The 26,965-nt window shown below is 55.6% G+C and carries 22 protein-coding genes and 1 tRNA gene; 12 read left to right on the forward strand and 11 right to left on the reverse strand.

Translation table 11 applies throughout. The features are described from left to right. Nucleotides 1–2: 2 nt before the first annotated feature. Nucleotides 3–2,675, reverse strand: a complete 2,673-nt coding sequence (gene rcsD / locus ACOT0L_RS00040; RefSeq protein WP_023300606.1) for a phosphotransferase RcsD — start codon at nucleotides 2,673–2,675, stop codon at nucleotides 3–5. Nucleotides 2,676–3,420: 745 nt separating this feature from the next. On the opposite strand from rcsD, the gene ACOT0L_RS00045 reads away from it, so the two are divergent. From ACOT0L_RS00045 to mgtE, 6 genes are all read left to right on the forward strand, one after another. Beyond that, nucleotides 3,421–4,512 carry a porin OmpC gene (locus ACOT0L_RS00045; protein ID WP_023306624.1) on the forward strand — a complete coding sequence of 364 codons (1,092 nt, stop codon included), beginning with the start codon at nucleotides 3,421–3,423 and terminating at the stop codon, nucleotides 4,510–4,512. A 114-nt stretch (nucleotides 4,513–4,626) separates the two neighbouring features. Then, a complete protein-coding gene (apbE, locus tag ACOT0L_RS00050; protein ID WP_023300605.1) occupies nucleotides 4,627–5,682 on the forward strand; it encodes an FAD:protein FMN transferase ApbE in 1,056 nt (351 codons plus the stop codon). Nucleotides 5,683–5,754: 72 nt separating this feature from the next. Next, a complete protein-coding gene (gene ada, locus ACOT0L_RS00055; RefSeq protein WP_058677670.1) occupies nucleotides 5,755–6,813 on the forward strand; it encodes a bifunctional DNA-binding transcriptional regulator/O6-methylguanine-DNA methyltransferase Ada in 1,059 nt (352 codons plus the stop codon). After that, entirely contained in the window at nucleotides 6,813–7,463 is a 651-nt protein-coding gene (gene alkB / locus ACOT0L_RS00060) for a DNA oxidative demethylase AlkB (protein ID WP_023300603.1), read from the forward strand. The genes ada and alkB overlap by 1 nt, the downstream gene beginning before the upstream one ends. Nucleotides 7,464–7,539: 76 nt before the next feature. Beyond that, nucleotides 7,540–9,183 (forward strand): multidrug ABC transporter permease/ATP-binding protein, encoded by a 1,644-nt coding sequence (locus tag ACOT0L_RS00065; protein ID WP_003859392.1) that lies wholly within the window; start codon nucleotides 7,540–7,542, stop codon nucleotides 9,181–9,183. Between the two features lie 140 nt (nucleotides 9,184–9,323). After that, nucleotides 9,324–10,760 carry a magnesium transporter gene (gene mgtE / locus ACOT0L_RS00070; RefSeq protein WP_006811337.1) on the forward strand — a complete coding sequence of 479 codons (1,437 nt, stop codon included), beginning with the start codon at nucleotides 9,324–9,326 and terminating at the stop codon, nucleotides 10,758–10,760. Here the strand turns inward: mgtE and ACOT0L_RS00075 are convergent. After that, nucleotides 10,723–12,018, reverse strand: coding sequence for a SulP family inorganic anion transporter (locus ACOT0L_RS00075; protein WP_045308675.1), 1,296 nt, complete (start codon nucleotides 12,016–12,018; stop codon nucleotides 10,723–10,725). The two genes, mgtE and ACOT0L_RS00075, sit on opposite strands and share 38 nt — an antisense overlap. Nucleotides 12,019–12,205: 187 nt before the next feature. Between ACOT0L_RS00075 and mqo the strand changes: the two genes are divergently transcribed. Further along, nucleotides 12,206–13,855, forward strand: coding sequence for a malate dehydrogenase (quinone) (mqo, locus tag ACOT0L_RS00080; RefSeq protein ID WP_126503313.1), 1,650 nt, complete (start codon nucleotides 12,206–12,208; stop codon nucleotides 13,853–13,855). Nucleotides 13,856–13,989: 134 nt separating this feature from the next. Here mqo and eco read toward each other — a convergent pair whose 3' ends face one another. Next, a complete protein-coding gene (gene eco / locus ACOT0L_RS00085) occupies nucleotides 13,990–14,499 on the reverse strand; it encodes a serine protease inhibitor ecotin (protein WP_032622478.1) in 510 nt (169 codons plus the stop codon). 202 nt (nucleotides 14,500–14,701) lie between these two features. Here eco and ACOT0L_RS00090 point away from each other — a divergent pair, with 202 nt between their 5' ends. Continuing rightward, entirely contained in the window at nucleotides 14,702–14,962 is a 261-nt protein-coding gene (locus ACOT0L_RS00090) for a DUF2534 family protein (protein WP_006811332.1), read from the forward strand. A 66-nt stretch (nucleotides 14,963–15,028) separates the two neighbouring features. Here the strand turns inward: ACOT0L_RS00090 and ACOT0L_RS00095 are convergent. The 3 genes from ACOT0L_RS00095 to ACOT0L_RS00105 all read right to left on the reverse strand — a co-directional run bounded on the left by ACOT0L_RS00095 (nucleotide 15,029) and on the right by ACOT0L_RS00105 (nucleotide 17,186). Continuing rightward, nucleotides 15,029–15,105, reverse strand: a tRNA-Pro gene (locus ACOT0L_RS00095). Between the two features lie 73 nt (nucleotides 15,106–15,178). Next, complete coding sequence (gene yejM / locus ACOT0L_RS00100) at nucleotides 15,179–16,939, reverse strand: LPS biosynthesis-modulating metalloenzyme YejM (protein WP_022648735.1); 1,761 nt, start codon at nucleotides 16,937–16,939, stop codon at nucleotides 15,179–15,181. 19 nt (nucleotides 16,940–16,958) lie between these two features. Next, a complete protein-coding gene (locus ACOT0L_RS00105) occupies nucleotides 16,959–17,186 on the reverse strand; it encodes a YejL family protein (RefSeq protein ID WP_001135586.1) in 228 nt (75 codons plus the stop codon). 134 nt (nucleotides 17,187–17,320) lie between these two features. Here ACOT0L_RS00105 and yejK point away from each other — a divergent pair, with 134 nt between their 5' ends. Beyond that, entirely contained in the window at nucleotides 17,321–18,328 is a 1,008-nt protein-coding gene (gene yejK / locus ACOT0L_RS00110; protein ID WP_017693031.1) for a nucleoid-associated protein YejK, read from the forward strand. Between the two features lie 51 nt (nucleotides 18,329–18,379). On the opposite strand, the gene rplY is transcribed toward yejK, so the two are convergent. Both rplY and ACOT0L_RS00120 read right to left on the reverse strand, forming a co-directional pair. Beyond that, entirely contained in the window at nucleotides 18,380–18,664 is a 285-nt protein-coding gene (gene rplY / locus ACOT0L_RS00115; RefSeq protein ID WP_022648733.1) for a 50S ribosomal protein L25, read from the reverse strand. A gap of 125 nt (nucleotides 18,665–18,789) precedes the next feature. Then, the gene (locus tag ACOT0L_RS00120) at nucleotides 18,790–20,550 is read right to left on the reverse strand and encodes a DEAD/DEAH box helicase (protein WP_022648732.1); all 1,761 of its coding nucleotides are present in this window, start codon (nucleotides 20,548–20,550) and stop codon (nucleotides 18,790–18,792) included. 151 nt (nucleotides 20,551–20,701) lie between these two features. On the opposite strand from ACOT0L_RS00120, the gene rsuA reads away from it, so the two are divergent. The 3 genes from rsuA (at nucleotide 20,702) to ACOT0L_RS00135 (ending at nucleotide 23,245) form a co-directional block, all read left to right on the forward strand. Next, complete coding sequence (gene rsuA, locus ACOT0L_RS00125) at nucleotides 20,702–21,409, forward strand: 16S rRNA pseudouridine(516) synthase RsuA (RefSeq protein WP_022648731.1); 708 nt, start codon at nucleotides 20,702–20,704, stop codon at nucleotides 21,407–21,409. Nucleotides 21,410–21,424: 15 nt separating this feature from the next. Next, nucleotides 21,425–22,624: a Bcr/CflA family multidrug efflux MFS transporter gene (locus ACOT0L_RS00130; protein ID WP_022648730.1), complete on the forward strand. Its 1,200-nt coding sequence runs from the start codon at nucleotides 21,425–21,427 to the stop codon at nucleotides 22,622–22,624. A 276-nt stretch (nucleotides 22,625–22,900) separates the two neighbouring features. Continuing rightward, a complete protein-coding gene (locus tag ACOT0L_RS00135) occupies nucleotides 22,901–23,245 on the forward strand; it encodes a YejG family protein (protein ID WP_003859372.1) in 345 nt (114 codons plus the stop codon). A 3-nt stretch (nucleotides 23,246–23,248) separates the two neighbouring features. Here ACOT0L_RS00135 and yejF read toward each other — a convergent pair whose 3' ends face one another. From yejF to ACOT0L_RS00150, 3 genes are read right to left on the reverse strand one after another with little or no spacing between them, the layout of a single operon-like run. After that, entirely contained in the window at nucleotides 23,249–24,838 is a 1,590-nt protein-coding gene (gene yejF, locus ACOT0L_RS00140) for a microcin C ABC transporter ATP-binding protein YejF (RefSeq protein WP_126503311.1), read from the reverse strand. Between the two features lies 1 nt (nucleotide 24,839). Further along, complete coding sequence (locus tag ACOT0L_RS00145) at nucleotides 24,840–25,865, reverse strand: microcin C ABC transporter permease (protein ID WP_023306620.1); 1,026 nt, start codon at nucleotides 25,863–25,865, stop codon at nucleotides 24,840–24,842. Beyond that, nucleotides 25,865–26,959 carry a microcin C ABC transporter permease YejB gene (locus ACOT0L_RS00150; protein WP_003859369.1) on the reverse strand — a complete coding sequence of 365 codons (1,095 nt, stop codon included), beginning with the start codon at nucleotides 26,957–26,959 and terminating at the stop codon, nucleotides 25,865–25,867. The genes ACOT0L_RS00145 and ACOT0L_RS00150 overlap by 1 nt, the downstream gene beginning before the upstream one ends. Nucleotides 26,960–26,965: the final 6 nt, after the last annotated feature.

Genomic DNA, 26,965 nt, shown 5'->3' on the forward strand with positions numbered 1-26,965 from the left:
TGCTACAGCAAGCTCTTGACGTAAGCGTCAATGTCGCTGATGTATTTTTCAATGCCAGAGGCATCTTTCTCACGAATTAGATGTTCCAGCGTTTCACATAACTGCTTGCCGGGAACCAGATTAAGCATGGCAAACACCCCTTTAAGCCGGTGTGCTGTCTGTGCCAGCGCTGCAAAATCCTGCGCAGCGGACTCAGTATACAACCGCTTAACATCATCTGGTACTGTATCAACGAAGAGCGAATAATATCCGCTGGCATGGAGTTCGGCATTTTCATCGCCGCCTAACGGTGACTCCAGGATCTCTTCCTGCGCCAGATTCTCTTCAATCAGTTGTAATACAGCTTCCTGCATTGCATTGCTCATATTAAAGTTGACGCGCAGCTGCCCAGGGCCGATTTTCCGCACGCCTGGCTCATCATCGCTTAAAAGCAAGCCGGAGGCAGTAAGATTAGACGGATTATCAGTTAAAAATAGATCAAATTCTTGACTCGCGAGCCTTTCGTCCGGGGTAATGCAGGACGCGCCCCAGTTTTCCAGCTGACGAACGACGATATTACGGATCTCACTGGAGGTCACGTCCACCATCACCACCACATCATCCAGCAGACGCTCTTCATCCTCTTCCTGAGGATTCGCCGCCATTTTAACATGCAAGGAGTAGCGGGTGCCGAGGGATTCGCGCGCCTTAATGTTCAGATGACCGCCCAGCTTACGCGCCAGCTGATCGCAGAGCCAGAAGGTGAGGGCATTCGCCTTACCGTAGTGGTCGCGCTGGGTATCGTTCAGGAACGGGAAGTGCAGGTTATCGATTTCGCTCACGGTGACGCCTTCGCCCGTATCCAGAATACGGAACGTCAGACGATCGTCGGTGGACTCATCGGTGCTGACTTCAAGGGTGATCTTGCCGATCTGTGTCGTGGTGACGGCATACTGAATCAACATCATCAGGATGCGACGCAGCGCATCGCGATCGCCGTGACGCTCGTCGTTGGCCGGTAAATGGTTGTTGATCAGCAGCTGGAGCCCTTTGCGCTTGATCACCGGCAGGACTTCCGGAACCACCTCATCAATCAGATCCTGGATGGAGAAGAGCGTAGGGGTGCCCTTCCAGATGTCATTCTCCAGCATGTTCGCAAGCTGGATTTCGTCCACCAGACGAACCAGCGAGTCGGCCTGGCTGCTAAGCTGTCGGCTTTCCGGCGTGCTTAAATCAGCAATCTGCGTGGCGAGTGACTTCAGCGGCTGTTTAAAGGCATCGCCAATGTTTTGCATAAACGCCGCGCGGCCATGCTGGTTTTTCTCATACAGCCTTTGCGCCTGCTTGAGCTTTTTATTCACCAGCACTTCGCGATCCTGATCGCGGATGATGAAGATTTGCGTGCGCGAGGCGACCTGACTGCGGAACTGACGGATCTCATACAGTTCATTATTAATGGTGGCCTGAATGACGCCCTGATGCTGGTCCGCCATGGCCGTAATATTTTGCAGGTTAAGATGCGGCAGAAGGTGATCGGCAATTTTGTTGCTCATCACCGTCCGGTTTGCCTCCTGATCGTGAACAAGCACCCCAAGCGGCAGCACGGAAATAATCTCTTCATTCAGGGCACGAAGAACACGCAACTCGTTGCTGGTCCCGGCTGATACCGATGTCGAGTCGCTCTGGCGGCCCGACTGGAAACGGAAGGTGCTGTAGCCAAACAGCGCCAGCGCCAGCAGGCCGATATTCAACAGCAGCGGCAGCATAATGTTTTGCAGGGTATCAAGCATCAGGGTGCCAAAAGGCACCTGCCACACCAGCCGCATACCGGTTGAGTTGAGCGATGAGGCAATCTCAATCTTCGAGCCATTAAATGAGATCGCTACGCTGTCCGGGCCTTCTTTATCCGACGGCGTGCGCATATTTTGGGTGCTGTTGTCTGGCTCCAGTCGGAAACTGTCCAGCGGCATATCCGGCGGGATAAGATCGTTAATTGGCAGATCGAAGGCAACCACGGTCGCCAGATGGCCCGGCTGGTTAAAGGTGGTTCGCAGCGTAAAGTAGTGGCCATTCTGCCAGGCAAGACGGCGTAATGACGAGAAACTTTCGCGCTCGTCCAGCGCGTTGGCCTGTTGCAGCATTTCTGCCCGACGGGAATCGACAATGCTGCCAACGGTGGTCTCTTTGAAGCCCGACGAGAGATCCTTAAGCGGCAGGGTCGAGATCAGGATCATGCTGTTGTCCTGACCGTTCAGGTAATACATGGACCACGGTACGGTCTCGGCGCCCCACAGGGTGTCCAGATAGGAGGAGATCCGCTGCGTCATCTCAAGCGTTGCGCTGTCGTGCGAGCCGAAAATCAGGGCTTCCGTCTTGCGCTGCGGTTTTTCAAGGTAATACACATCCTGCTTAAGGCGCGTTTCCTGCAACCCTTCGCCTGATGAGGTGGCAGGTGCGGCGGCGATATTGTCGTAGATTTGCCAGGTCGCGTAGCGCCACGTATCAATGCGCTTATGCACCGCATGGGTGATATCGACAATTTGATAGCTTTTATCTTTAAGCCAGGTATTCACGGCGCTCTGAACCATCACTCCCATTGTGACTAACAGCACAACGATCAACAGAAGAAAGAAACGGGTGATGCTGCCCGGTAGAAGGGAGAATTTGCTCGGGGCGGTAGTTTCAGTCTGACTCATCGATGTGTTTAACCCGTAATGGCCGCGCGGTAATGGGATAGGGCAGTATAAAGGGTAATAACTGAATTTCCAGCGTCGTTATCGGTATGACCTTGACTTTTTATCTGTCGCAACCCGCTTCAACGTCATCCGTGTGAAAGATGTACAAAACCCAGTGAAATGTACAAATATGCTGTTACAACGGCAGTAAAATAGCACTAATTAACAAGAAATTAATTTTGAAAGTGAAAAGGAAAATCTGTAATCGCCGGGCGATGGATTTAGTTAATAGTCGTTATCATTACAGACGGGTAGCACATAAAATGTCTGTTGACGTAAAGAAAGGTAAAAAAAAACCGAATGCGGAGCATCCGGTTCAATTAGGGATAAACAGACATTCAGAACTGAATGACGGTAATAAATAAAGTTAATGATGATAGCGAGGGTTATTTTAGTGGTGTTGACGGGAATTTTTTTGTCATTCAGTGCTGTACTCTTTTTTAAGTTAGTCTTTTGAATTTTATAGGATATATTTTTGTTTTGATTATCCGTGCTATATTTTTAAACTTTTGATGCTTTGTGAAAGTTCCTTTAAATTTACATATTGAAACATCTTGATGGTAAAGTGAAACATCTTCAAAGTTTTCGTATCATATTCCTGTTGGATTATTCTGCATTTTTGAGGAGAATGAACTTGCCGACTGGTTAAGAGGGTTGACCAGTAAGCAGTGGTAAATAATAAGGCATATAACAGAGGGTTAATAAAATGAAAGTTAAAGTACTGTCCCTCCTGGTACCAGCTCTGCTGGTGGCAGGCGCAGCAAATGCGGCTGAAATTTATAACAAAGACGGCAACAAATTAGATCTGTACGGTAAAGTGGATGGCCTGCACTATTTCTCTGATGACGACAGTGCAGACGGCGACCAGACCTACATGCGTCTGGGCTTCAAAGGCGAAACTCAGGTTAACGACCAGCTGACCGGTTACGGCCAGTGGGAATACCAGATCCAGGGTAACTCTGGTGAGAACGAAAACAACTCATGGACGCGTGTGGCGTTCGCAGGTCTGAAATTCGCTGATGCGGGTTCATTCGACTACGGTCGTAACTACGGCGTTGTTTATGATGTGACTTCCTGGACCGACGTTCTGCCGGAGTTCGGCGGCGATACCTACGGTTCTGACAACTTCATGCAGCAGCGTGGTAACGGCTTCGCGACCTACCGTAACCAGGACTTCTTCGGTCTGGTTGATGGTCTGAACTTCGCGTTGCAGTACCAGGGTAAAAACGGCAGCCCAAGCGGCGAAGGCCAGACCAACAACGGTCGTGACGCGCTGCGTCAGAACGGTGACGGCTACGGCGGCTCTCTGACTTACGATCTGGGCGAAGGCTTCGCACTCGGTACGGCAGTCACCAGTTCTAAACGTACTGCTGACCAGAACGCTGCGGGCTACTACGGTGAAGGCGATCGCGCAGAGACCTACACCGGTGGTCTGAAATACGACGCGAACAACATCTACCTGGCTGCACAGTATACTCAGACTTACAACGCGACCCGCGTTGGCGATCAGGGCTGGGCTAACAAAGCGCAGAACTTCGAAGTGGTTGCTCAGTATCAGTTCGACTTCGGCCTGCGTCCATCCGTGGCTTACCTGCAGTCTAAAGGTAAAGACATCGAAAACTATGGCGATCAGGATATCCTGAAGTATGTTGACGTGGGTGCGACTTACTACTTCAACAAAAACATGTCCACCTATGTTGATTACAAAATCAACCTGCTGGATGAAAATGACTTCACCCGTCAGACAGGTATCGGTACTGACGATATCGTCGCGCTGGGTCTGGTTTACCAGTTCTAATTGCTCATACAGCGACAAAGGGGCCATCAGGCCCCTTTTTTCATGCTTTTTTAGGGTCTTACAAATACGCTGTTTTAGTGTACTCTTGCCGCCCTGGCATGAGGATAATAACCAATGGATATGACTTTTTTACGCGCCAGCGTTCTGGCGACTTTTTTACTCCTGACCGCGTGTGACTCTTCTACACAGCCCGCAAAAATCGACGCACCCGCCGCGACGGTGCTGGAAGGGAAAACCATGGGGACCTTCTGGCGCGTCAGCGTGATGGATATTGATAAGTCCCGCGCTGAAGAACTACGCGGTAAAATTCAGGCGCAGCTGGATGCCGACGATCAGCTACTCTCTACCTATAAAAATGACTCAGCGCTGATGCGTTTCAATCGCTCCAGCAGCACCTCGCTGTGGCCGGTGAGCGAAGCAATGGCCGATATCGTCACGGAAGCCATGCGCGTGGGCTACAAAACCAACGGCGCAATGGATGTGACCGTTGGGCCGCTGGTGAACCTGTGGGGATTTGGCCCCAACAAGCAGCCGGTGACCACACCCGATCAAGCCGCCATCGACGACGCCCGCGCGCGTACAGGGTTACAGCATCTGGCGGTGATCTCCCAGTACGGTCAGCAATACCTGCAAAAAGACATTCCCGACCTGTTTGTGGATCTCTCCACGGTAGGCGAGGGGTATGCTGCGGATCATCTCGCGGCCCTGATGGCGCAGGAAGGTATTCCCCGTTATCTGGTTTCCGTCGGGGGCGCGCTCGTCAGCCGGGGCATGAACGCCAGCGGCAGGCCGTGGCGAGTGGCCATCCAAAAACCAACCGATCAGCAGAACGCGGTGCAGGCGATTGTCGACATCAACGGGCACGGTATCAGCACCTCCGGAAGCTACCGCAACTATTACGAGCTGGATGGCAAACGTATCTCGCATGTGATTGATCCGCAAACCGGACGCCCGATTACCCACAACCTTGTGTCCGTGACTGTGATAGCGCCAACTGCGCTGGAAGCCGACGCCTGGGATACCGGATTGATGGTGCTCGGCACGGAGAAGGCCAAAGAGGTGGTGCGTCAGGAAGGGCTGGCCGTTTATATGATCACCAAAGAGGCTGACGGGTTTAAAACCTGGAGTTCACCGCAGTTCAACAGCTTCCTGGTGAGCGAAAAAAATTAAAAAGCAAGGTTGCGGGTTTTTGTTCGGTGGCGTTCAGGCAAGCTGAGCGTATGCTTGTAAGAGGAGCCGATGATGAAAAACACAACCTATCTTACCGATGAGGATCGCTGGCAGGCTGTTCTGGCCCGCGATCCGCGTGCGGATAACCAGTTTGTCTTTGCCGTGCAGACGACCGGCATTTATTGTCGTCCGTCCTGCCGTGCCCGCCACGCGCTGCGTAAAAATGTCTGCTTTTATCCTGATGCTCACCAGGCCGCGCAGGCGGGTTTCCGCCCCTGTAAGCGCTGTAGGCCGGACCAGGTCGACCCTATGGCGCAGAAAAAGGCCAACGTTGCGCTGGCCTGCCGACTGCTTGAGCAGGATGCCGCGCTGAACCTGGAGGCACTGGCGCAGCAGGTTGGCATGAGTCCGTTCCATTTCCACCGCTTGTTTAAATCCGTTACCGGCATGACGCCGAAAGCATGGCAGCAGGCTGCGCGTGAACAACGCCTGCGTAGCCTGCTTGCACAGGGCGGTAAAATCACCGACGCCGTACTGGCCGCTGGCTTCCCGGACGGCAGCAGCTACTACCGTAAAGCCAACGGCGCGCTGGGCATGACGGCGAAACAGTACCGTAACGGAGAGGCTGCGGTCCGCTATGCCATCAGCGACTGCTCGCTGGGCCACTGTCTGGTGGCGGAAAGCGAGCGCGGGATCTGCGCAATACTGCTGGGTGATGACGACGCCGGGCTGACGGCTGAGCTGCTCTCACTGTTTCCGCTTGCCGTCCGTGAACCGATGGAAGGCGCATTTGCCGGGCGTGTTCGTCAGGTGATTGCCTCTGTCGACAGCCGCGCGACGCCGTTGACGTTACCGCTGGATATCCGGGGTACCGCTTTCCAGCAGCAGGTCTGGCAGGCGCTGCGGGCTATCCCCTGCGGTGAAACGGCGAGCTATCAGCAGGTGGCGAAGGCCATTGGTAAACCCAATGCCGTACGTGCCGTGGCAGGAGCCTGCGGAGCCAACAAACTGGCGATAGTTATCCCCTGTCACCGCGTGGTGCGTAACGACGGTGCGCTGTCGGGTTATCGCTGGGGCGCAACGCGTAAGGTGCTATTGTTGAAACGTGAGGCGAACAACCCGGAGGGATAATGCTCGATCTTTTTGCTGATGCTGAACCCTGGCAGGAGCCGCTCGCGCCGGGGGCGACGATCCTGAGACGTTTTGCGCTTTCCCGCGCGGCGGCGCTGTTCGACGGTATTGATACCGTCACCGCCCGTTCGCCGTTTCGCCATATGGTCACGCCGGGCGGGTATACCATGTCTGTGGCGATGACCAACTGCGGCGAACTGGGATGGGCGACGAATGAGCGGGGCTATGTATATGCCGCGAACGACCCGCTGACGGATCGGCCGTGGCCGCCGATGCCGGAGGCGTTTCAGGCGCTGTGTCACGATGCCGCCGTCGCGGCCGGCTATCCTGATTTTCGTCCCGATGCCTGTCTGATCAACCGCTATGCCGTCGGGGCAAAGCTCTCCCTGCATCAGGATAAGGACGAGCCTGACCTGCGCGCGCCGATTGTCTCGGTATCCCTTGGGCTGCCCGCTGTCTTTCAGTTTGGCGGCCTGCGGCGCAACGACCCGCTCAAACGGCTGATGCTGGAGCATGGCGATGTGGTGGTCTGGGGCGGTGAATCACGGCTTTTTTATCACGGTATTCAGCCGCTTAAAAATGGCGATCACCCGGTGGCGGGGGCGTTTCGCTACAACCTCACGTTCCGCCAGGCAGCGTACAGAGAATAAAAATAAGAATTATTCTTGATGTGTGTGAAAGGCAGTTTACACTGCTGGCTGATTTTTCTTGTCCGGATTGCTCTGCATGCAACTACTTCTTCTTGTCTGGCGGCAGTATCGCTGGCCTTTTATCGCGGTGATGGCGCTAAGCCTTGCCAGCGCGGCGCTGGGGATCGGCCTGATTGCCTTCATTAACGTGCGTTTGATCGAAATGGTCGACACGTCACTCTCCGTCCTGCCGGAATTTCTGGGTTTACTGCTGCTGCTGATGGCTGTCACGCTCGGGTCACAGCTGGCGCTGACCGCGCTCGGCCACCACTTCGTTTTCCGTCTGCGCAGCGAGTTCATCAAACGGATCCTTGATACTCAAGTGGAACGCATCGAACAGCTGGGAAGTGCTTCTCTGCTGGCGGGGCTGACCAGCGATGTGCGCGCCATTACCATCGCCTTTGTGCGCCTGCCGGAGCTGGTGCAGGGGATCATCCTGACCTTTGGCTCGGCAGCCTATCTCGCCTGGCTCTCCAGCAAAATGCTGGCGGTAACGGCGCTGTGGATTGTTATTACCATCTGGGGCGGGTTCCTGCTGGTATCACGCGTCTATAAGCACATGGCAGTGCTGCGCGAAACGGAAGACAAGCTCTATAACGATTATCAGACGGTGCTGGAAGGGCGCAAAGAGCTGACGCTGAACCGCGAGCGTGCCGAGCATATCTTCAACCATCTTTATATCCCGGATGCGCACGAATATCGTCATCACATTATCCGCGCCGATACGTTCCACCTGAGCGCCGTGAACTGGTCCAACATCATGATGCTGGGCGCGATTGGCCTGGTGTTCTGGATGGCGAACAGCCTGGGGTGGGCGGATACCAACGTGGCGGCAACCTACTCCCTGACGCTGCTGTTTTTACGCACGCCGCTGCTGTCGGCCGTTGGCGCACTGCCGACGCTGCTGAGCGCTCAGGTGGCCTTCAACAAGCTGAAGAAGTTCGACCTTGCGCCGTTTAAGGCTGAGTTCCCGCGCCCGCAGGCCTTCCCGAACTGGCAAACGCTTGAGCTGCGTAACGTGACCTTCCGCTATCAGGATAACGCCTTCTCAGTGGGGCCGATCAACCTGACCATTCACCGCGGCGAACTGCTGTTCCTGATCGGCGGTAACGGCAGCGGCAAATCCACGCTGGCGATGCTGCTGACGGGCCTCTACCAGCCGCAGTCGGGTGAAATTTTGCTGGATGGTAAAGCGCTGAGCGCGGAGAAACCGGAGGACTACCGCAAGCTCTTTTCGGCGGTATTTACCGACGTCTGGCTGTTCGACCGGCTGCTGGGCCCGGAAGGGCAGCAGGCGGATCCGGCGCTGGTGGAGAAGTGGCTTGCGCACCTGCAAATGTCGCACAAGCTGGAGCTTCAGGATGGCAAAATCCTGAATCTCAAGCTGTCGAAAGGGCAGAAGAAGCGCGTGGCGCTGCTGCTGGCGCTGGCCGAAGAGCGCGACATCATCCTGCTGGATGAATGGGCCGCCGATCAGGACCCGCACTTCCGTCGCGAGTTTTATCAGGTCCTGCTGCCGCTGATGCAGGCGATGGGGAAAACCATTTTTGCCATCAGCCATGACGATCACTACTTCATTCACGCCGACCGTCTGCTGGAGATGCGCGACGGCAAACTGAGCGAGCTGACCGGCGATGAGCGCGATGCGGCGTCACGGGACGCGGTGGCGCGCACGGCCTGATTGCAATTGTGCCGGGTGGCCCCCGGCACACTCATTTTTCATATATGCCGTTTTTTTCTCCATCCCGACCCGCCGTTTATTCTTATTTACATATCCCCGCGCTATGCTTAACGCCAACTCATTTAATGGATTTATGATTGATGTCGGTATTAAAGAAAAACAGCGCCAGGCAGCGTGACCAGGAGCGTGCGCGGCTCATCTGGCTCCTGACGACCGATAAAGCGGTCACGTCAACGTTATTGGGTAAGCTAACCCTGGCTGAGCAATATGATGTCGGCACGCTGGCCGACGATATTGCTGAGGTAGGTGCGCTGGTTGCACATTTACCACCTCCGGATCTGGCGGACACCCTGGAGGCATTGCCTTCCGAGGAGCGCCACGCCCTGTGGCGGCTGGTGCAGGATCATGAGCGCGGTCAGGTGCTGCTTGAAGCCTCGGAAAACGTCTGGGATGACCTTATCGATGAGATGAGCGATCGGGACATTCTTGACGCCCTGCAAACGCTGGATATCGATGAGCAGATTTACCTCGTTCAGCATCTTCCGCGCAACCTGACCGGACGCCTGCTGGCTTCCCTGCCTGCCGAGGAGCGGGCGCGCGTGCGTCAGGTGATGCACTACGAGAAAAACAGCGTCGGCGCGATCATGGAGTTTGGCGTCATCACCGTGCGTCCGGACGTCACCCTGGGTACGGTGCAGCGCTATCTTCGTCGCCTGGGCAGTATGCCGGACAACACCGATAAACTGTTCGTCACCTCGCGGGATAAAACCCTGCTCGGGGAGCTGGAGCTGAAAACGATCCTGCTGAACAGCACCCAGCAGCGGGTAAGTGAGGTCATGGAAACCGAGCCGATGGTCTTCTCGCCGGAAGACGATGCCGAAAAAGCCGCGCGTACCTTCGAACGTGATGACCTGGTGAGCGCGGCGGTGGTGGATTCGGTGGGCAAGCTGATGGGGCGTCTGACCATTGATGAGATCGTTGACGTGGTCTATGAAGAGACCGATAACGACCTGCGTGCCCTTGGCGGTATCAGTGCCGAAGACGATGTTCATGCCTCCGTCGGCAAGGCCGTCAAAACCCGCTGGGCGTGGCTCGCCATCAATTTATGCACCGCGTTCGTGGCGTCCCGCGTTATTGACGGCTTCGAACATACCATTTCCCAGCTGGTGGCCCTGGCGTCGTTGATGCCGATTGTGGCGGGGATCGGCGGGAACACCGGCAACCAGACAATCACCATGATCGTTCGCGCCCTGGCGCTGGAAAACATTCAGCCGGGTAATTTTTCGTGGCTGATTTTCAGGGAGATGGGCGTCGCGCTGATTAACGGCCTGGTCTGGGGCGGCATCATGGGCGGCATTACCTGGTGGCTGTACGATGATATGGCGCTGGGCGGGGTCATGATGCTGGCGATGGTGCTGAACCTGCTGGTGGCGGCGATGATGGGCGTGATTATCCCGTTGACCATGACCCGGCTGGGGCGCGACCCCGCGGTGGGGTCGAGCGTGATGATCACCGCCATTACCGATACCGGCGGTTTCTTTATTTTTCTTGGACTGGCGACGATTTTTCTTCTGTAGCCAGCGCTTTTTGCTTCAGCCGGGCAGGGAGGATGAACATCATCACAATCCCGCCCAGCACGCCAATCGCCAGGTTGCCGGTGGAAACCGTTGCCACAACCGTCACCAGCATCACGACGGTTTCAGCCACCGGCGCGTTTTTCAGCGTTCCGGGCTGAACGCTATGCCAGCTAAAGGTCTTGACGGCCACAATGGCCATAATACCCGCCAGTACCGCCATCGGGATTTTGGCCATCACCTCGCTGAGCGCCGTAACCAGCACAAGCAGTACGATACCCGCCGCAAGGGTGGAGATACGGCTTCTGCCTTTCCCCATCTCCACGTTAACGATGGTCTGCCCAATCATCGCGCAGCCCGCAATGCCGCCGTAGAACCCGGCCATAATATTCCCCACGCCCAGACCGATGCTCTCGCGGCGCTTGCTTGAAGGGGTAACGGTCAGTTCATCCACCAGCTTAGCCGTCAGTAGCGATTCCAGCAGGCCAACAAAAGCGATACTTAGCGCGCACGGCCAGATAATGCTCAGGGTTTCCAGATTGAGCGGCACCAGCAGTTGCGTAAAGCCCGGCAAACCGCCGCTCATGGAGCCTTCATCCCCTACCGTCGGCAGGATTTGCCCGCTGGTGACGGTGAACAAAGTCAGCAGCACAATGGCAATCAGCGGGGAGGGCACGCTTTTGATATAGCGTGGCACCCACAGCACAATCAGCAGCGTCAGCACGAACAGGCCCACTATCAGCGGGCTTCGGCTCCAGAAATGGGGCACCTGGGCAAAGAAAATCAAAATGCCAAGGGCGTTAACAAACCCGGTCATCACCGACTGGGGAATAAAGCGCATCAGCCGCGCCATTCCCAGCGCGCCGAACAGGATCTGAATCACGCCAGCCATCACCACCGCGGGCAGAATGTACTGTACGCCGTGTTGATGGACCATCGGGCCAATCACCAGCGCGACGGAACCGGCCGCCGCCGTCACCATGGCCGGACGCCCGCCGAGCAGGGAAAGGGCGAAACAGAGCACCACGGAGGCGATAAGGCTCACTTTCGGATCCACGCCCGCGACCACGGAAAACGAAATCACTTCCGGGATCAGCGCCAGCGCGGTAATCACGCCGGCCAGGGTTTCGCGCATCAGACGTTGAGGCGAACGTAAAACGGTGGCGACATGGCCTTCTTGGGGTACAGACGAGTGAGGTAATGACATAACAATTCGCTGGTAGGGGCAGGCTTCCGTGCGCGCGATCACAAAGTGCAGCATCATAGCCAGGAAAATCGTCGGGTGCCAGCCTGTATGCCAAAACCCTACAAACAATCCATCATTAAATTTCACAATTACAATAATTTCGTAACCTTTAAACAATATTTAAAAGTTGCTACCGTGCCACCGCAGCGTGTTTCACCTGTAATTTCTACGCATCAAGCACTATTCAACTAAGGCATAAATGATGAAAAAAATGACTGCCGTGCTCTTTTCTCTGGCCGTGGGGCTGAACGCCGTCTCGCTGGCGGCGAAGGCTGACGCACCAAAAGAGCAGGAAACGGATGTCCTTTTAATTGGTGGCGGCATCATGAGCGCCACGCTGGGCACATATCTTCAGGAATTAGAGCCGAACTGGTCCATGACCATGGTCGAGCGCCTTGATGGCGTGGCGCAGGAAAGCTCTAACGGCTGGAATAACGCCGGGACGGGGCACTCGGCACTTATGGAACTGAACTATACGCCGCAGAAAAAGGACGGTTCCATTAGTATCGAGAAGGCGGTAGAGATCAACGAAGCGTTCCAGATCTCACGTCAGTTCTGGTCTCACCAGGTGAACAGCGGTGTGTTGCACAATCCGCACTCCTTCATCAACACCGTTCCGCACATGAGCTTTGTCTGGGGCGATCAAAACGTCAACTTCCTGCGTGCGCGCTACGCTGCCCTGCAACAGAGCACGCTTTTCCGCGGGATGAAATACTCTGAAGATCACGCTCAAATCAAAGAGTGGGCGCCGCTGGTTATGGAAGGCCGCGATCCGAACCAGAAAGTGGCGGCGACCCGCACTGAAATTGGTACTGACGTTAACTACGGTGAAATCACCCGTCAGCTGGTGGCCTCTCTGAAGAAAAAAGAGAACTTTAACCTGCAACTCAGCTCCGAAGTGCGTGGTTTCAAGCGCAACGCGGATAACAGCTGGAGCGTGACCGTTGCCGATCTGAAAAACAACGAAGCCGAGCATGTGATTAAGGCGAAGTTCGTGTTTATCGGTGCTGGCGGCGCGGCGCTGAAACTGTTGCAGGAGTCCGGTATTCCGGAAGCGGACGACTACGCCGGCTTCCCGGTTGGCGGCCAGTTCCTGGTGTCGGAAAACCCTGAAGTGGTTAACCGTCATCTGGCTAAAGTGTACGGTCAGGCTTCTGTTGGTGCGCCACCGATGTCCGTTCCCCATATCGACACCCGTATGCTGGACGGTAAGCGCGTAGTGCTGTTCGGGCCGTTCGCCACATTCTCCACCAAGTTCCTGAAAAACGGTTCTCTTTGGGATCTGCTGAGCGCGACCACGACGTCGAACGTCAAGCCAATGATGGACGTGGGACTGGATAACTTCGATCTGGTGAAATACCTGATTAGCCAGGTGATGCTCTCTGATGAAGAACGCTTCGAGGCGCTGAAAGAGTACTATCCGCAGGCGAAGAAAGAAGACTGGCGTCTGTGGCAGGCGGGTCAGCGCGTGCAGATCATCAAACGCGATCCGAAAGAGGGCGGTGTGCTGCGTCTGGGTACCGAAGTAGTAAGCGATAAGGATGGCACTATTGCCGCGCTGCTGGGAGCATCCCCGGGGGCGTCTACCGCTGCGCCAATCATGCTACACCTGATGGAAAAAGTGTTTAAGGACAAAGTATCCAGCCCGGAATGGCAGGCGAAGCTGAAAACCATTATTCCATCCTACGGTTCGAAGCTGAACGGTAACGTTGACGCCACGGAACAAGAGCTGGAATACACCAGTCGCGTTCTGCAACTGCAATACGTCAAACCGCAGGCTGCGGATGCTGCGCCAAAGGCAGAGCTGAAGCCTCAGGCGGAAAACAAGCCGGTTGCGGATATCGCGCTGTAAGGTAAACGCAAAACGGTAACATCCGTTACCGTTTTTCGTGTTTTCTCCCTCTCCCACCGGGAGAGGGTTGGGGTGAGGGCACCAGAACGCACCCTTTCCAGGTCGGGTAAGCGTGAGCGCCACCCGACTTATTTTTAACGAACTACTGCTTGTCCTACCGTCTCATCCGCCTTCCATACGCGATATTTCACATCCACGTTTTCCGGCGTATAAACGACAATCGGCAGCTTGCTGTTATAGCGCAGCAGACTGTTATCACCCAGATAGGCGGTGATAAATTTCTTCTCTTTCTTGCCGTCCGGGCACGCCATCATGGTGGAGACTGGCGAGGTTACTTTGTCGAAGACATAGTAGTCATAACCCCAGCCTTCCAGTGTTTTGCTTTCCAGTTGGCCGCCCAGACGATGCTGGTTGCAGTCCACTTCCAGCGTCTGGCCGATTAACAGCTCGACTTTGAAATTCCCTTCATTCTGCTGAGCCGGGAGCTGAATAACCTGGCGCTTCATCCCTTTGTCCGCTTGCGGATACGGGGCAACTTTTTCCAGCGGCTGCTCTTTTGGGGTTTCGCTGGCGAAAGCGCTGGTGCTCGCGCACGCAGCGGCGATAAGGGCGATGGCAAATTTAGGTGCGTTTTTCACTGTCATTCCTTTTTGTTAAAACGATCCCGGAAAGACTAACATAATGTATGTGAATGGTTGGCGTAATTTACTCACATTTTCATTTTAAACGGAGTAAAGAACTGCTTTTATGCTCTTTTATTGGTGTTTAATGCTGTGGTGGAGTCGGTGCAGAGATCGTGTTATTTTACGCGTTAATTATTGTTATTCATCTGTAAAGGGAGAAGAGATGGTACGGGAAAAACTGAAGACACCTGAAGGCCGCAAGTTCCTGCTGGCGTTACTGGTTGTGTTTATGATTGCTGCTGCATGCGTGGGGCGAGCAACCATTGTCGGCGTGATCGAGCAGTACAACATCCCGCTCTCTGCGTGGACAACCAGCATGTTTGTCCTGCAATCAGCGATGATCTTTGTTTACAGTCTGGTGTTCACCGTCCTGCTGGCGATTCCGCTGGGGATTTTCTTTCTCGGTGGGCGTGAGAAGCACTAAGCATTGTGCATGCGAAGACAGGCAATAAAAAACCAGCCATAAGCGGCTGGTTTTTTTGTGTAGTTTTGGTCGGCACGAGAGGATTTGAACCTCCGACCCCCGACACCCCATGACGGTGCGCTACCAGGCTGCGCTACGTGCCGACGCATAAAAGGAATACTACTCGATTCCTTTTTGATTGCAAGGGGGAAGCAACGCTAACTGATTCATAAATAATCAGTTAGCGATAAAGCGCTTCTCGTCTGTCAGCACCTGCAACAGCAAGCTGAGCTGCGGTTTCTGGTCTTTCAGCTTCTCACCTTCGAGGCTGTACGTCTGGTAATTGCCGTTGCTGTTCAGCACAAGGGACAGCGTCGGCGTGGTCACCACCAGCGTGTTTTCGCCAGCAGCCGTGACCCAGTTATGACGCCGCGTGGCGCTAAAGAGGTCTTGTCCCTGCGAGTATTCAATTGCCGGCGTGCTAACGTGCAGCAGCCGCTGCATTAACGTGGTCATGACGTCTTTATGGTCGGTCAGCATGTTGATGCGTTGCGCGGGAGTGCCCGGCCAGTGGATCACCAGCGGGACATGCAGGTTCGGACGCGACCAGTCCATGCCCTTCGCTTCGTCGCCGAGCGGCACGCCATGCCCCGCCGTGATAATGACGACCGTATTGTCCAGCTTGCCCGCGTCGCGCAGGGCGGTCAGCACGCGAGCGATCTGCGCATCGACATCACCCGCCGCACGGCTATAGCGGCGCGCGAAGCCTTTCTGATTGCTGTCATCAAGATTTGTGCCGTTAAACGCAACCCAGGAGAACCAGCGGTTATCTTCCTGTGCATAGCGCTTCAGCCAGTCTATCCACTGGTCAGCAGTCCGATCGTCAGACTGGCTCTGCGCGGCTGGCAGTGAGAAATCAGACAGCAGCGCCTGGCGGTACAGCGAGCTGTTGAAACCATCAGAGGCGAACAGCCCCAGCTGGTAGCCCTGCTGATTAAGCCCGGTAATCAATGCAGCCGGAATACGGGCCGACAGCACGCCGTCCATATAACTCGGTGAAATGCCGTAGAACAGACCGAAAATACCCGCGTCGGTCGAATTACCGGAACTCATGTGCTGAGTGAATACGATGTTGTTCTCAGCGAATTCAGCCAGGGCAGGCATCTGCTTCTCATAGCGAGAATAGTTCAGGCCATCGACGGTAATCAGCAGCACGTTCTGACCGCGCCCCATGTCGCGATATTTCAGATCGCTCAGGGGATACTGCACGCTGACCGCTTCCGGATTACCCTGTTCGACCAGACGACGCTGATATTCCTGCGCGTCCAGCAGACCGTGTTTTTCAAGGAAACGACGTGCCGTCATCGGATAGGAGAGCGGCAGATTCGCACGCTGCATGGTAATAGGGCGGTAGAAGTTCGCATCTGCCCAGATATACATCAGGTGCGAACCGATAAATGAGGCGAAAAAGAGCGCCGCGACGGGCTTCGCATAATGTCGGCGTCGGGTCAGGCTGCGGAGCTTTTGCCAGCTCCACGTCGCAAACAACATTTCGATCAGCAGGATAATCGGCACGCTGATAAACATCAGCTGCCAGTCGCGGGCGGTCTCGTTCTGATCCGGGTTAATCACCAGCTCCCAGACGACAGGATTCAGGTGCAGGTGGAACCGGGTAAAGACTTCGCTGTCGATAAGCAACAGCGTCATGCCCGCCGTCGCAAGAATGGCGGACAGGAAGCGCATCAGCCGCTGCGACATGACGATAAACGTCAGTGGGAACAGGATCAGCAGATAGGTGGCGAAGACCAGAAAGCTAAAGTGACCAACAAGGCTCATCCACGAGTAGATACGCCCGGTTAACGTGGTTGGCCAGTCCGCCACAAACAGATAACGGCAGCCGAGCACCATCGCCAACAGAATGTTGAACAGGGCAAACCAGTGCCCCCAGCTGACCATCTGGGAGACTTTTTCACGGTAGCGCTGACGATTCGTCACCATAAACTGTTGTTCGTTTCCCTTAGTGTGCCTGGTCGTCGCTAACGGATGACTGCAAAGCCTGGGCGAAAGATTTGGCGATCGCCTGACGCTGAGCCGGAGCAACGCTGGTATTGATCAGGTTGGTAACCATATTTCCCAAAACCATCAGGGAGAGATCGGTTGGCGTTTTATGTTTTTCCAGTACGTTGACCAGCTCACTGAGCAGTTGTTCAACGTGTTCGTCACTGTAGCGGGAATGTTGTGGCATAAATCAAAATCAGTTTGTTGAGAGAAGGGCGACATATTACCGTAGCAACAGCTTTTTTTCCCCTTTTTTATCTTCTGTTGCACACATGCGTTGGTGGTGGTTGAATACCGCCCGGTCTAAAAGGAGAGTTTATCATGAGTCTGGAAATCAACCAGATTGCCTTGCACCAGCTTATCAAGCGTGATGAGCAAACCCTTGAAGTGGTGCTACGCGATTCGTTACTGGAACCAACGCCTACCGTTGTCGAGATGATGGCGGAGTTGCATCGCGTCTACAGCGCGAAAAATAAAGCCTATGGCTTGTTCAGCGAAGAGAGCGAGCTGGCGGATAGCCTGCGCCTGCAACGTCAGGGCGAAGAGGATTTCCTGGCATTCAGCCGCGCTGCAACCGGCCGTCTTCGTGACGAACTGGCGAAATATCCCTTCGCCGATGGCGGTATCGTCCTGTTCTGCCACTACCGCTATCTGGCGGTAGAGTATCTGCTGGTCACCGTGCTGAATAATTTAAGCAGCATGCGTGTGAACGAGCAGTTGGATATCAGCTCAACGCACTATCTGGATATCAACCATGCGGATATTGTGGCGCGTATTGATTTAACCGAATGGGAAACCAATCCGGAATCGACGCGCTACCTGACCTTCCTTAAAGGCCGCGTGGGCCGCAAAGTGGCCGATTTCTTTATGGACTTCCTCGGTGCCAGTGAAGGGCTGAACGCCAAAGCGCAGAACAAAGGTCTGCTCCAGGCGGTGGATGACTTTACCGCTGAGGCGCAGCTGGATAAATCTGAGCGTCAGACCGTGCGTCAGCAGGTTTACAGCTACTGTAACGAGCAGTTACAGGCCGGGGAAGAGATTGAGCTGGAGTCGCTGTCCAAAGAGCTGGCGGGCGTCAGCGAAGTCAGCTTCCAGGAATTTACCGCGGAAAAAGGCTATGAGCTGGAAGAGAGCTTCCCGGCGGATCGCAGTACGCTCCGTCAGCTGACGAAATTTGCCGGTAGCGGCGGTGGGTTAACCATTAACTTTGATGCCATGCTGCTCGGGGAACGTATCTTCTGGGATCCGGCGACCGACACGCTGACCATTAAAGGCACGCCGCCGAATCTGCGCGATCAGCTCCAGCGTCGCACCTCAGGCGGTAAGTAGCGGCCATAAAAAAACCCCGCAGAAGCGGGGTTTTTCTCGACAGGTTTGCGATTACGCGCGAACGAAGTCGATGTGAGACAGTTTTGGCTTGAACGGGTGACGCTGAACAGCCTGAACTTTCACTTTTTCTTCTTTACCGCCAACAACGATGGTCAGAACTTCGCTGTAGAATTCAGCTTTGTTCTGCATGTTCCACACTTTGTCGTGATCCAGTTCGATTGCAACTGGAGCAGCTTCGCCACCGTAAACGATAGCCGGGAACTTGTTAGCGTTACGCAGGCGGCGGCTCGCACCCTTACCCTGCACGTTACGTACTTCTGCTTCGATAGTGAACATTGATTTCTCTCTGTATTTAAAACCCTGCTACAGGCGACCCAGCAGCAGGTGAGTGTTCTGCCTCACGGATGTGAAGCGGGCGGCATTTTATACTCAAATGGCTCGCGCATCAACGAAAAGTCCCGTTAACCGCGCAATTCGTTTGCCCGGCGAAAGCGTCCTTCATAGTCAAAGACCTTCTCACGCACCTGCCAGAACTGCCCTTTTTTACGGGCGACAACAAAATCAGGATGGCGCAGCAGCGCCTGCTGGCGCACGATATCGGCAACGGTTATCCAGCGCAGCGGCACGCCGGGCGTGCGGGTATGCGGGCGGATAAAGAGCTGTTCGAACGCGGTGCGCTGGGCGGGCGTCTGGACCCTGAACCGCTCGCTGACGTCTGCGCCGTCCTCGTCGTAATAGGTAATCTTTAGCCACTCGCCTTTTTCATCCGCACCGGGCTGTAAGACCATGCCGGAACAGCGCAGCACCAGCGCATCTTTCAGCTTCAGCGCCGCTTTCAGCATGTCATCCGGGTCGACCAACACCGTGTCACACTCCCGACAGCGGCGGGCAGCGATATCGTTCTCGGCGTTGCACTGCGGGCAGTTTTTGAAGCGGAAGCGGAAATCACACTGTTCGCGATGGCCTTCATCGTCTTCAAACCAGCCCTGACAGCGGCGGCCAAAATGTTCGATCAGCGTGCCGTCGGCGGTAGTTTTGCCCCAGAAAGTGTTGGCAAACCCGCAGGCCGGACAAAACACCTGTACCGGCACGTTGTCGCTCTTGCCTTTTGGCGTGCCCACTTCCGGGGAGTAGAGATCGTGCGGATTACCGGCATAATCGAGGATCAGACAGTCGGTTTTGCCCGGTGCCAGGCGCAGGCCACGGCCGACAATCTGCTGGTACAGGCTGACGGATTCGGTCGGGCGAAGAATTGCAATCAGGTCAACGTGCGGTGCGTCAAACCCGGTGGTTAATACGGAGACATTCACCAGGTAGCGGAACTGCTGGGCTTTGAAAGCCTCAATCAGGCTGTCGCGCTCCGGCCCGGGGGTTTCACCGGTAATTAACGCCGCGTCGTTGGTGGGCAGAAGCCCCGTGATTTCACGCGCGTGTTCGACGGTAGCAGCAAAAATCATCACCCCTTTGCGCGTTTGCGCAAATTCTTCAATCTGGCTGATGATATGCGGCGTGATCCGCTTCTGTTTTTTCAGCTCATGGTTAAGATCCGCCTCGCTGAACAGCCCGTTGCTCTGCGCCTGTAAGCGGCTGAAATCGTACTGCACGACCGGCATATCCAGCCGCTCCGGTGGCGTCAGATAGCCATGCTTGATCATGTAGCGCAGCGGAAGCTCATAGATACAGTCGCGGAACAGGGCCTTTTCATCGCCACGCACCATGCCGTGATAATGAAACTGATAAATCCAGCCCTTGCCCAGACGAAATGGCGTGGCGGTCAGGCCAAGCAGGCGTAAGTGAGGGTTCACCTCTCTCAGATGAGTGAGGATTTGCTGATACTGGCTGTCGTCGTCATCGCTGATGCGGTGACACTCATCGACAATCAGCAGGGAAAACTCGCTGCGAAACAGGTCCAGGTTGCGCGCAACGGACTGTACGCTGCCAAACACCACTTTCCCGTGGCTCTCTTTGCGCTTCAGCCCGGCGGCAAAAATATCGGCCTCCAGGCCGAGCGCGCAATATTTGGCGTGGTTTTGCGCCACCAGCTCTTTTACGTGCGCCAGCACCAGCACGCGCCCGCGAGCCAGGCGCGCCAGTTCGGCAATCACCAGGCTTTTACCGGCTCCGGTCGGGAGCACGATGGCGGCGGGTTCCCGGTGCTTGCGAAACCAGGCGAGGGTGGCATCAACGGCTTCTTGCTGATAGGGGCGTAGTGTGAACGTCATGGCTTCTCTATTCAGTTAACTCGCATATAGTATGCCACGAAACTTTTTCCCTTGAGTGGCGCAACCAGACCATTATACTGAACTGTTTCTGACTGCTTCTTTTTCGGACGCGTAGTCCGACTTCCAGCACCATTAAGGCTAAAAAGATTTCATGCGACTTGATAAGTTTATCGCTCAGCAACTCGGCGTAAGCCGCGCTATTGCCGGGCGTGAAATTCGCGCCAGCCGCGTAACCGTGGACGGCGACATTGTGAAAGACAGCGCTTTTAAACTCCAGCCTGACCACCAGGTGGAGTATGACGGCAACCCGCTGACCCAGCAGAATGGCCCGCGCTACTTCATGCTCAACAAACCGGAAGGTTACGTCTGTTCAACGGACGATCCGGATCACCCGACGGTGCTCTACTTCCTCGACGAACCTGTGGCGCACAAGCTGCATGCGGCAGGGCGACTGGATATTGATACCACCGGCCTGGTGCTGATGACCGATGACGGTCAGTGGTCGCACCGCATCACCTCCCCGCGCCATCACTGTGAGAAAACCTATCGGGTGACACTTGAGTCGCCGGTCTCGGATGACACGGCAGAGCAATTCGCGAAAGGCGTTCAGCTACATAATGAAAAAGATCTGACCAAACCGGCGGTGCTGGAAGTCATTACCCCAACGGACGTCCGTCTGACCATCAGTGAAGGCCGCTACCACCAGGTGAAACGGATGTTTGCCGCCGTGGGCAACCACGTTGTGGGGCTGCATCGTGAACGTATCGGCGCGATTGAACTCGATCCAGACCTGGCGCCAGGGGAATATCGCCCGCTGACGGAAGAAGAGATTGCCAGCGTCGGGCTGCTTTCACGCTAAATTCAGGAGAACCCTGTGACCACCAGGCCACACTCGTCGTTTAAAATCGTATTTATCCTTGGCCTGTTGGCCATGCTGATGCCGCTGTCTATCGATATGTATCTGCCCGCGCTGCCGGTGATTTCCGCGCAGTTTGGCGTACCGGCAGGCAGCGCACAGATGACGCTCAGCACCTACATTCTTGGTTTTGCGCTCGGCCAGCTCTTTTATGGCCCAATGGCAGACAGCCTGGGGCGCAAACCCGTTATTCTGGGCGGGACGTTGATATTTGCCGCGGCGGCGGTGGCCTGCGCGCTGGCGCAGAGTATCGATCAGCTGATCGTGATGCGTTTCTTCCATGGCCTGGCTGCGGCTGCGGCAAGCGTGGTGATTAACGCGCTGATGCGCGACATCTACCCGAAGGAAGAGTTCTCACGCATGATGTCGTTCGTCATGCTGGTCACAACAATTGCGCCGCTGGTCGCCCCCATGGTGGGCGGGGCGGTGCTGGTGTGGTTCAGCTGGCATGCGATTTTCTGGATCCTGGCGATTGCCGCGCTGCTGGCCTCGGTGATGATCTTCGTCTTTATCGATGAAACGCTGCCGGTCGAGCGCCGTCAGAAGTTTCACGTCCGCACCACGCTTGGCAACTTTGCCTCGCTGTTTCGCCATAAGCGCGTGCTGAGCTATATGCTTGCCAGCGGCTTTAGCTTTGCCGGGATGTTTTCGTTCCTGAGCGCGGGGCCGTTTGTGTACATCGAACTGAACCATGTGTCACCCCAGCACTTTGGTTACTACTTCGCGCTGAATATCGTGTTCCTGTTTGTGATGACCATTATCAACAGCCGCTTTGTCCGGCGGGTCGGGGCGCTGAATATGTTCCGCGCCGGGCTGTGGATCCAGTTCGTGATGGCTATCTGGCTGGTATTGAGCGCGTTGCTGGGCGTCGGTTTTTGGGCGCTGGTGGTGGGCGTGGCGGCGTTTGTTGGCTGCGTTTCGATGGTCTCATCCAACGCGATGGCGGTGATCCTCGACGAATTCCCGCATATGGCGGGCACCGCCTCGTCGCTGGCAGGGACGTTCCGTTTCGGGATTGGCGCGATTGTCGGGGCGCTGCTCTCAATGGCGACGTTTAATACTGCCTGGCCGATGCTGTGGGCGATTGCCCTCTGCGCGACTTGCTCCATCCTCTTCTATCTTTACGCCAGCCGGCCCCGTAAGACGGCGCATAAATGAGCACTTAAGGCCCGAAACGGGCCTTTTTGTTGACCCATATCAACCAACCCTCGGTTCGTTTACCCGGTGTTTGTTTCTTTTATGTAAAATCTATTTATGTAAAAAGTCACATCATTGTATTTAAAAAGGTTGAGTTAGATCGCAGAAACGGGTACATATAGCGCCGACGCGAGCCTGCAACGCCTATAAAATCCGCTAAACAGTGCAGGTTGGCGATGATGTGTTACTATAAATGTAAATAAATTGTGAAGTAAATTTGCTTCCGGGGATCTGAACGTGAATACATTACAACTCTCCATTGTCCATCGCTTGCCCCAGAGCTATCGCTGGTCGACGGGTTTTGCAGGTTCGAAAGTTGAACCGATTCCGCAAAGCGTTGCCGGGGAGGATAATTGTCTGGTGGCGCTCAAGCTGCTTAGCCCGAGCGATGAAAATGCGTGGCCGGTTATGGAACGTCTCAGCCAGGCGCTGACGGACATCGAAGTAGACAGCTCCGTGCTGGAATGCGAAGGTGAGCCGTGCCTGTTTGTTAACAGCCAGGATGAATTTGCTGCGACCTGCCGTCTGAAAAACTTCGGCGTGGCGATTGCCGAACCGTTCTCCGGTCAATATCCTTTCTGAGTGCTAGTCGGCGGACAATAGCTGGCGCGTGTAATCCTGCGCAGGCGCAGTGAATACGCGCTGGCACTCTCCCTGCTCAACGACTTCTCCCTGCCGCAATACCACCACCTGATGGCAAAGCGCACGCACCACCTGTAAATCGTGGCTGATAAAGATATAGGCCAGCCGATGCTTTTCCTGTAGCCCCTTCAGCAGCGCCAGAATTTGCGCCTGCACGGTGCGGTCCAGTGAAGAGGTAGGCTCGTCCAGCACGATCAGCTCCGGTTTCAGGATCAACGCGCGGGCAATCGCTATACGCTGCCGCTGTCCGCCGGAAAACTCAGCCGGATACCGGTGCCGGGTCTCGGGATCTAAACCCACTTCCGCCATCACTCGCTTAACGTCGATTTCACGCTGTTGTGCCGTCAGCGCGGGCTGATGAACGCGCAGGCCCTCTTCAATAATCTGCAATACGCTCAGCCGCGGGTTCAGCGAAGAGTTCGGATCCTGAAAGACCACCTGCATGCGCGGGCGGACGGGCAGCATTTGCCGGCGGCTCAGGTTTTGCAGCGGCATGCCGTCAAAGAGAATGCTTCCCTGCGAGGCGATCAGGCGCAGCAGCGCCAGGCCGGTGGTGCTTTTGCCCGAACCGGATTCGCCCACAAGCCCAAGCGACTCGCCCGGACGCAGAGAGAAGCTCATGTTTTTCAGAACATGATTGTGATCGACCACGCGACGCAAAATGCCTTTGCGGATCGGGAATGACACCGACAGGTCCTCAACCTTCAGCAACGGTGCGCTGTCAGCGTTAAGCGGAATCGGGTCGCCAGAGGGTTCGCTATCGAGCAGGCGCTGTGTATACGGGTGCTGAGGCGCGCTCAGCAGGGCAGTTGCCCTGTTCTGTTCGACGCAGCGGCCGTTTTGCATCACGGCCACCGCGTCAGCGAGCTTTTTCACGATGCCCAGGTTATGCGTAATAAACAGCAGGCTCATGTTTAGCTCGTCCCGCAGTTCACGCAGCAGTTGCAGAATTTGCGCCTGCACCGTGACGTCCAGCGCGGTGGTGGGTTCATCCGCAATCAACAGTTCGGGGCGCGTCAGCAGCGCCATCGCGATCATCACGCGCTGGCGCTCGCCGCCGGAAAGCTGATGCGGGAAATCGTTCAGCCGTTTCGCCGCATTACGAATGCCGGTGCGTTCAAGGCAGTCCAGAATTTCCCCCCGCGCTGCCTCTTTACGCATTCCCCGATGAAGTGACAGCACTTCATAGAGCTGTTTTTCCAGCGTATGCAATGGATTGAGCGACACCATCGGCTCCTGAAAAATCATGGCAATCTTATTGCCACGAATGCCGCGCAGGGTTTGCTCATCAGCGTTCAGCAGGGATTGTTCATGGAACAGAATATCCCCCTGCGGATAGCTGGCCGGCGGGGAAGGGAGCAGGCGCAGCACCGACAGTGCCGAAACGCTCTTACCAGAGCCGGATTCCCCGACCAGCGCCAGCGTCTCTCCGCGCTGGATCTGCAACGATAAATCCGTCACCACCGGGCGAGATTCGCCCTGCTTTGAAAACGCAATCGACAGATTTTCTATGCTCAGAAGAGGCCGGGTCATGTCATACCGCCTTGTTGGGATCGAAGGCATCGCGCACGGCTTCGCCAATAAAAATCAGCAGGGAAAGCAGCACAGCCACGGAGAGGAATGCGGCGATGCCCAGCCAGGGGGCCTGGAGGTTGTTTTTGCCCTGCAACAGCAGTTCGCCAAGAGACGGTGAGCCCAGCGGCAAACCGAAACCAAGAAAATCAAGCGACGTCAGGGTGGTAATGGAGCTACACAAAATAAACGGCAGGAAGGTGAGGGTCGCCACCACCGCATTGGGAAGCATGTGACGGAAGATAATTGCGCGATCGCTCACGCCTAATGCCTGCGCGGCGCGAATATAATCGTAATTTCGCGTGCGCAGAAACTCCGCGCGCACCACGCCGACCAGTGCCATCCAGCCGAACAGGACGGTGATGCCTAACAGCCACCAGAAGCCAGGCTGTACTACGCTGGACAGCAGGATAATCAGAAACAGCGTCGGCATACCGGACCAGACTTCAATTACGCGCTGCCCCCACAAATCGATTTTTCCACCGTAATAGCCCTGCATGGCGCCCGCCACGACGCCCATCACGCTGCTAAAGAGCGTCAGAAGCAGCCCAAACAGGAGCGAGATGCGGGTGCCATAGAGGATGCGCGCCAGCACATCGCCGCCGTTGGCGTCCGTTCCCAGCCAGTTCTGCGAGGAAGGCGGGGAAGGGAAGGGGGTGGACGTGGCGTAGTTAATACTGTTCGCGCCAAAACGAATCGGTGCCCAAAGCGCCCAGCCGTGCTGCGCGATCTGTTCACGTAACCAGGGATCCTGATACTCGGCTGGCGTCGCAAACGGACCGCCAAAATCGCTTTCGCTATAGGTAGTAAGCACCGGCACGTACCAGCGATCTTTGAAATGCACCAGCAGGGGTTTATCGTTGGCAATCAGTTCGGAACACAGACTTAAGGCAAACAGGACGGCGAAGATCCACAGCGACCAGTAGCCGCGACGGTTGTGGCGAAAGCGCGCCCAGCGGGCCTGATTGACGGGGCTTAAACGCAACATCAGCGGCCCTCAAAATCGATACGGGGATCGACCAGCGTATAGCTGATATCGCTGATGATATTCAGCAGCAGGCCGATCAGGGTGAAAATGTACAGTGTGCCAAACATCACCGGGTAATCACGGGAGACGGTGGCCTCATAGCCGAGCAGCCCTAAACCGTTGAGAGAGAACATCACTTCTATCAGCAGAGAGCCGGTAAAAAACATACTGATGAACGTGGCGGGAAAACCGGCAATCACCAGCAGCATGGCGTTACGAAAAACGTGCTTCCACATAATCTGCTTTTCACCGACGCCTTTGGCGCGCGCGGTGACGACGTACTGTTTGCGGATCTCATCAAGAAAGGCATTTTTGGTCAGCATCGTAAGCGCCGCAAAACCGCCGATAACCGTCGCCAGCACCGGAAGCGTGATGTGCCAGAAGTAATCGGTGATTTTCTGATACCACGGCAGCGTGCTGAAATCCGCAGAGACCAGCCCGCGCAGCGGGAAGAGGTCGAAATAACTGCCGCCAGCGAAAAAGACAATCAGCAGCACGGCAAACAGAAACGCCGGGATAGCGTAGCCGATGATAATGAACGTGCTGCTCCAGATATCAAAACGGCTACCGTTGTAGACCGCTTTGCGGATCCCCAGCGGAATGGAAACCAGATAAATAATCAGCGTCCCCCACAGTCCGAGCGTGATGGAAACCGGCAGGCTTTGCTTGATCAGGGTTAGCACCGAGGCGCTGCGAAACAGGCTGTCGCCAAAATCGAAACGGACATAATCCCAGAGCATCCTGAAATAACGCTCGTGCAGCGGCTTGTCAAAACCATAGCGATGGGTGATCTCGGCGATCACCTCCGGATCCAGTCCCCGACCGCCCCGGTAGTGGCTTTCGCTGATATTGCCCACGCCCGTCCGGGCATGGCTGGCCCCCATTCCTTCACCGCCGCCGCCCGGCATGCCGCCAGCGTGACCAAATTCTATGGCCGCAATCGCCTGGTCCACCGGGCCGCCGGGGGCAATCTGCACGATAAAAAAGTTAATGGTAATGATGGCCCATAGCGTCGGGATAACCAGCAGCAGCCTGCGGATAAGATAAGCGCCCATCGTCAC

The organism is Enterobacter cloacae complex sp. XAL002, assembly GCF_049236805.1.
Lineage (GTDB): Bacteria > Pseudomonadota > Gammaproteobacteria > Enterobacterales > Enterobacteriaceae > Enterobacter > Enterobacter intestinihominis.

Excerpts from the sequence above, each read along its gene's own strand:
- mqo (WP_126503313.1), top strand. The coding sequence starts at position 12,206 with ATGAAAAAAATGACTGCCGTGCTCTTTTCTCTGGCCGTGGGGCTGAAC.
- yejF (WP_126503311.1), bottom strand. The coding sequence starts at position 24,838 with ATGACCCGGCCTCTTCTGAGCATAGAAAATCTGTCGATTGCGTTTTCA.
- yejM (WP_022648735.1), bottom strand. The coding sequence starts at position 16,939 with ATGGTGACGAATCGTCAGCGCTACCGTGAAAAAGTCTCCCAGATGGTC.
- ACOT0L_RS00120 (WP_022648732.1), bottom strand. The coding sequence starts at position 20,550 with ATGACGTTCACACTACGCCCCTATCAGCAAGAAGCCGTTGATGCCACC.
- ACOT0L_RS00045 (WP_023306624.1), top strand. The coding sequence starts at position 3,421 with ATGAAAGTTAAAGTACTGTCCCTCCTGGTACCAGCTCTGCTGGTGGCA.
- rcsD (WP_023300606.1), bottom strand. The coding sequence starts at position 2,675 with ATGAGTCAGACTGAAACTACCGCCCCGAGCAAATTCTCCCTTCTACCG.
- ACOT0L_RS00105 (WP_001135586.1), bottom strand. The coding sequence starts at position 17,186 with ATGCCACAACATTCCCGCTACAGTGACGAACACGTTGAACAACTGCTC.
- ACOT0L_RS00075 (WP_045308675.1), bottom strand. The coding sequence starts at position 12,018 with ATGCTGCACTTTGTGATCGCGCGCACGGAAGCCTGCCCCTACCAGCGA.
- mgtE (WP_006811337.1), top strand. The coding sequence starts at position 9,324 with ATGTCGGTATTAAAGAAAAACAGCGCCAGGCAGCGTGACCAGGAGCGT.
- apbE (WP_023300605.1), top strand. The coding sequence starts at position 4,627 with ATGGATATGACTTTTTTACGCGCCAGCGTTCTGGCGACTTTTTTACTC.
- rsuA (WP_022648731.1), top strand. The coding sequence starts at position 20,702 with ATGCGACTTGATAAGTTTATCGCTCAGCAACTCGGCGTAAGCCGCGCT.
- alkB (WP_023300603.1), top strand. The coding sequence starts at position 6,813 with ATGCTCGATCTTTTTGCTGATGCTGAACCCTGGCAGGAGCCGCTCGCG.
- ACOT0L_RS00150 (WP_003859369.1), bottom strand. The coding sequence starts at position 26,959 with ATGGGCGCTTATCTTATCCGCAGGCTGCTGCTGGTTATCCCGACGCTA.
- ACOT0L_RS00065 (WP_003859392.1), top strand. The coding sequence starts at position 7,540 with ATGCAACTACTTCTTCTTGTCTGGCGGCAGTATCGCTGGCCTTTTATC.
- ada (WP_058677670.1), top strand. The coding sequence starts at position 5,755 with ATGAAAAACACAACCTATCTTACCGATGAGGATCGCTGGCAGGCTGTT.
- ACOT0L_RS00145 (WP_023306620.1), bottom strand. The coding sequence starts at position 25,865 with ATGTTGCGTTTAAGCCCCGTCAATCAGGCCCGCTGGGCGCGCTTTCGC.
- ACOT0L_RS00090 (WP_006811332.1), top strand. The coding sequence starts at position 14,702 with ATGGTACGGGAAAAACTGAAGACACCTGAAGGCCGCAAGTTCCTGCTG.
- rplY (WP_022648733.1), bottom strand. The coding sequence starts at position 18,664 with ATGTTCACTATCGAAGCAGAAGTACGTAACGTGCAGGGTAAGGGTGCG.
- eco (WP_032622478.1), bottom strand. The coding sequence starts at position 14,499 with ATGACAGTGAAAAACGCACCTAAATTTGCCATCGCCCTTATCGCCGCT.
- yejK (WP_017693031.1), top strand. The coding sequence starts at position 17,321 with ATGAGTCTGGAAATCAACCAGATTGCCTTGCACCAGCTTATCAAGCGT.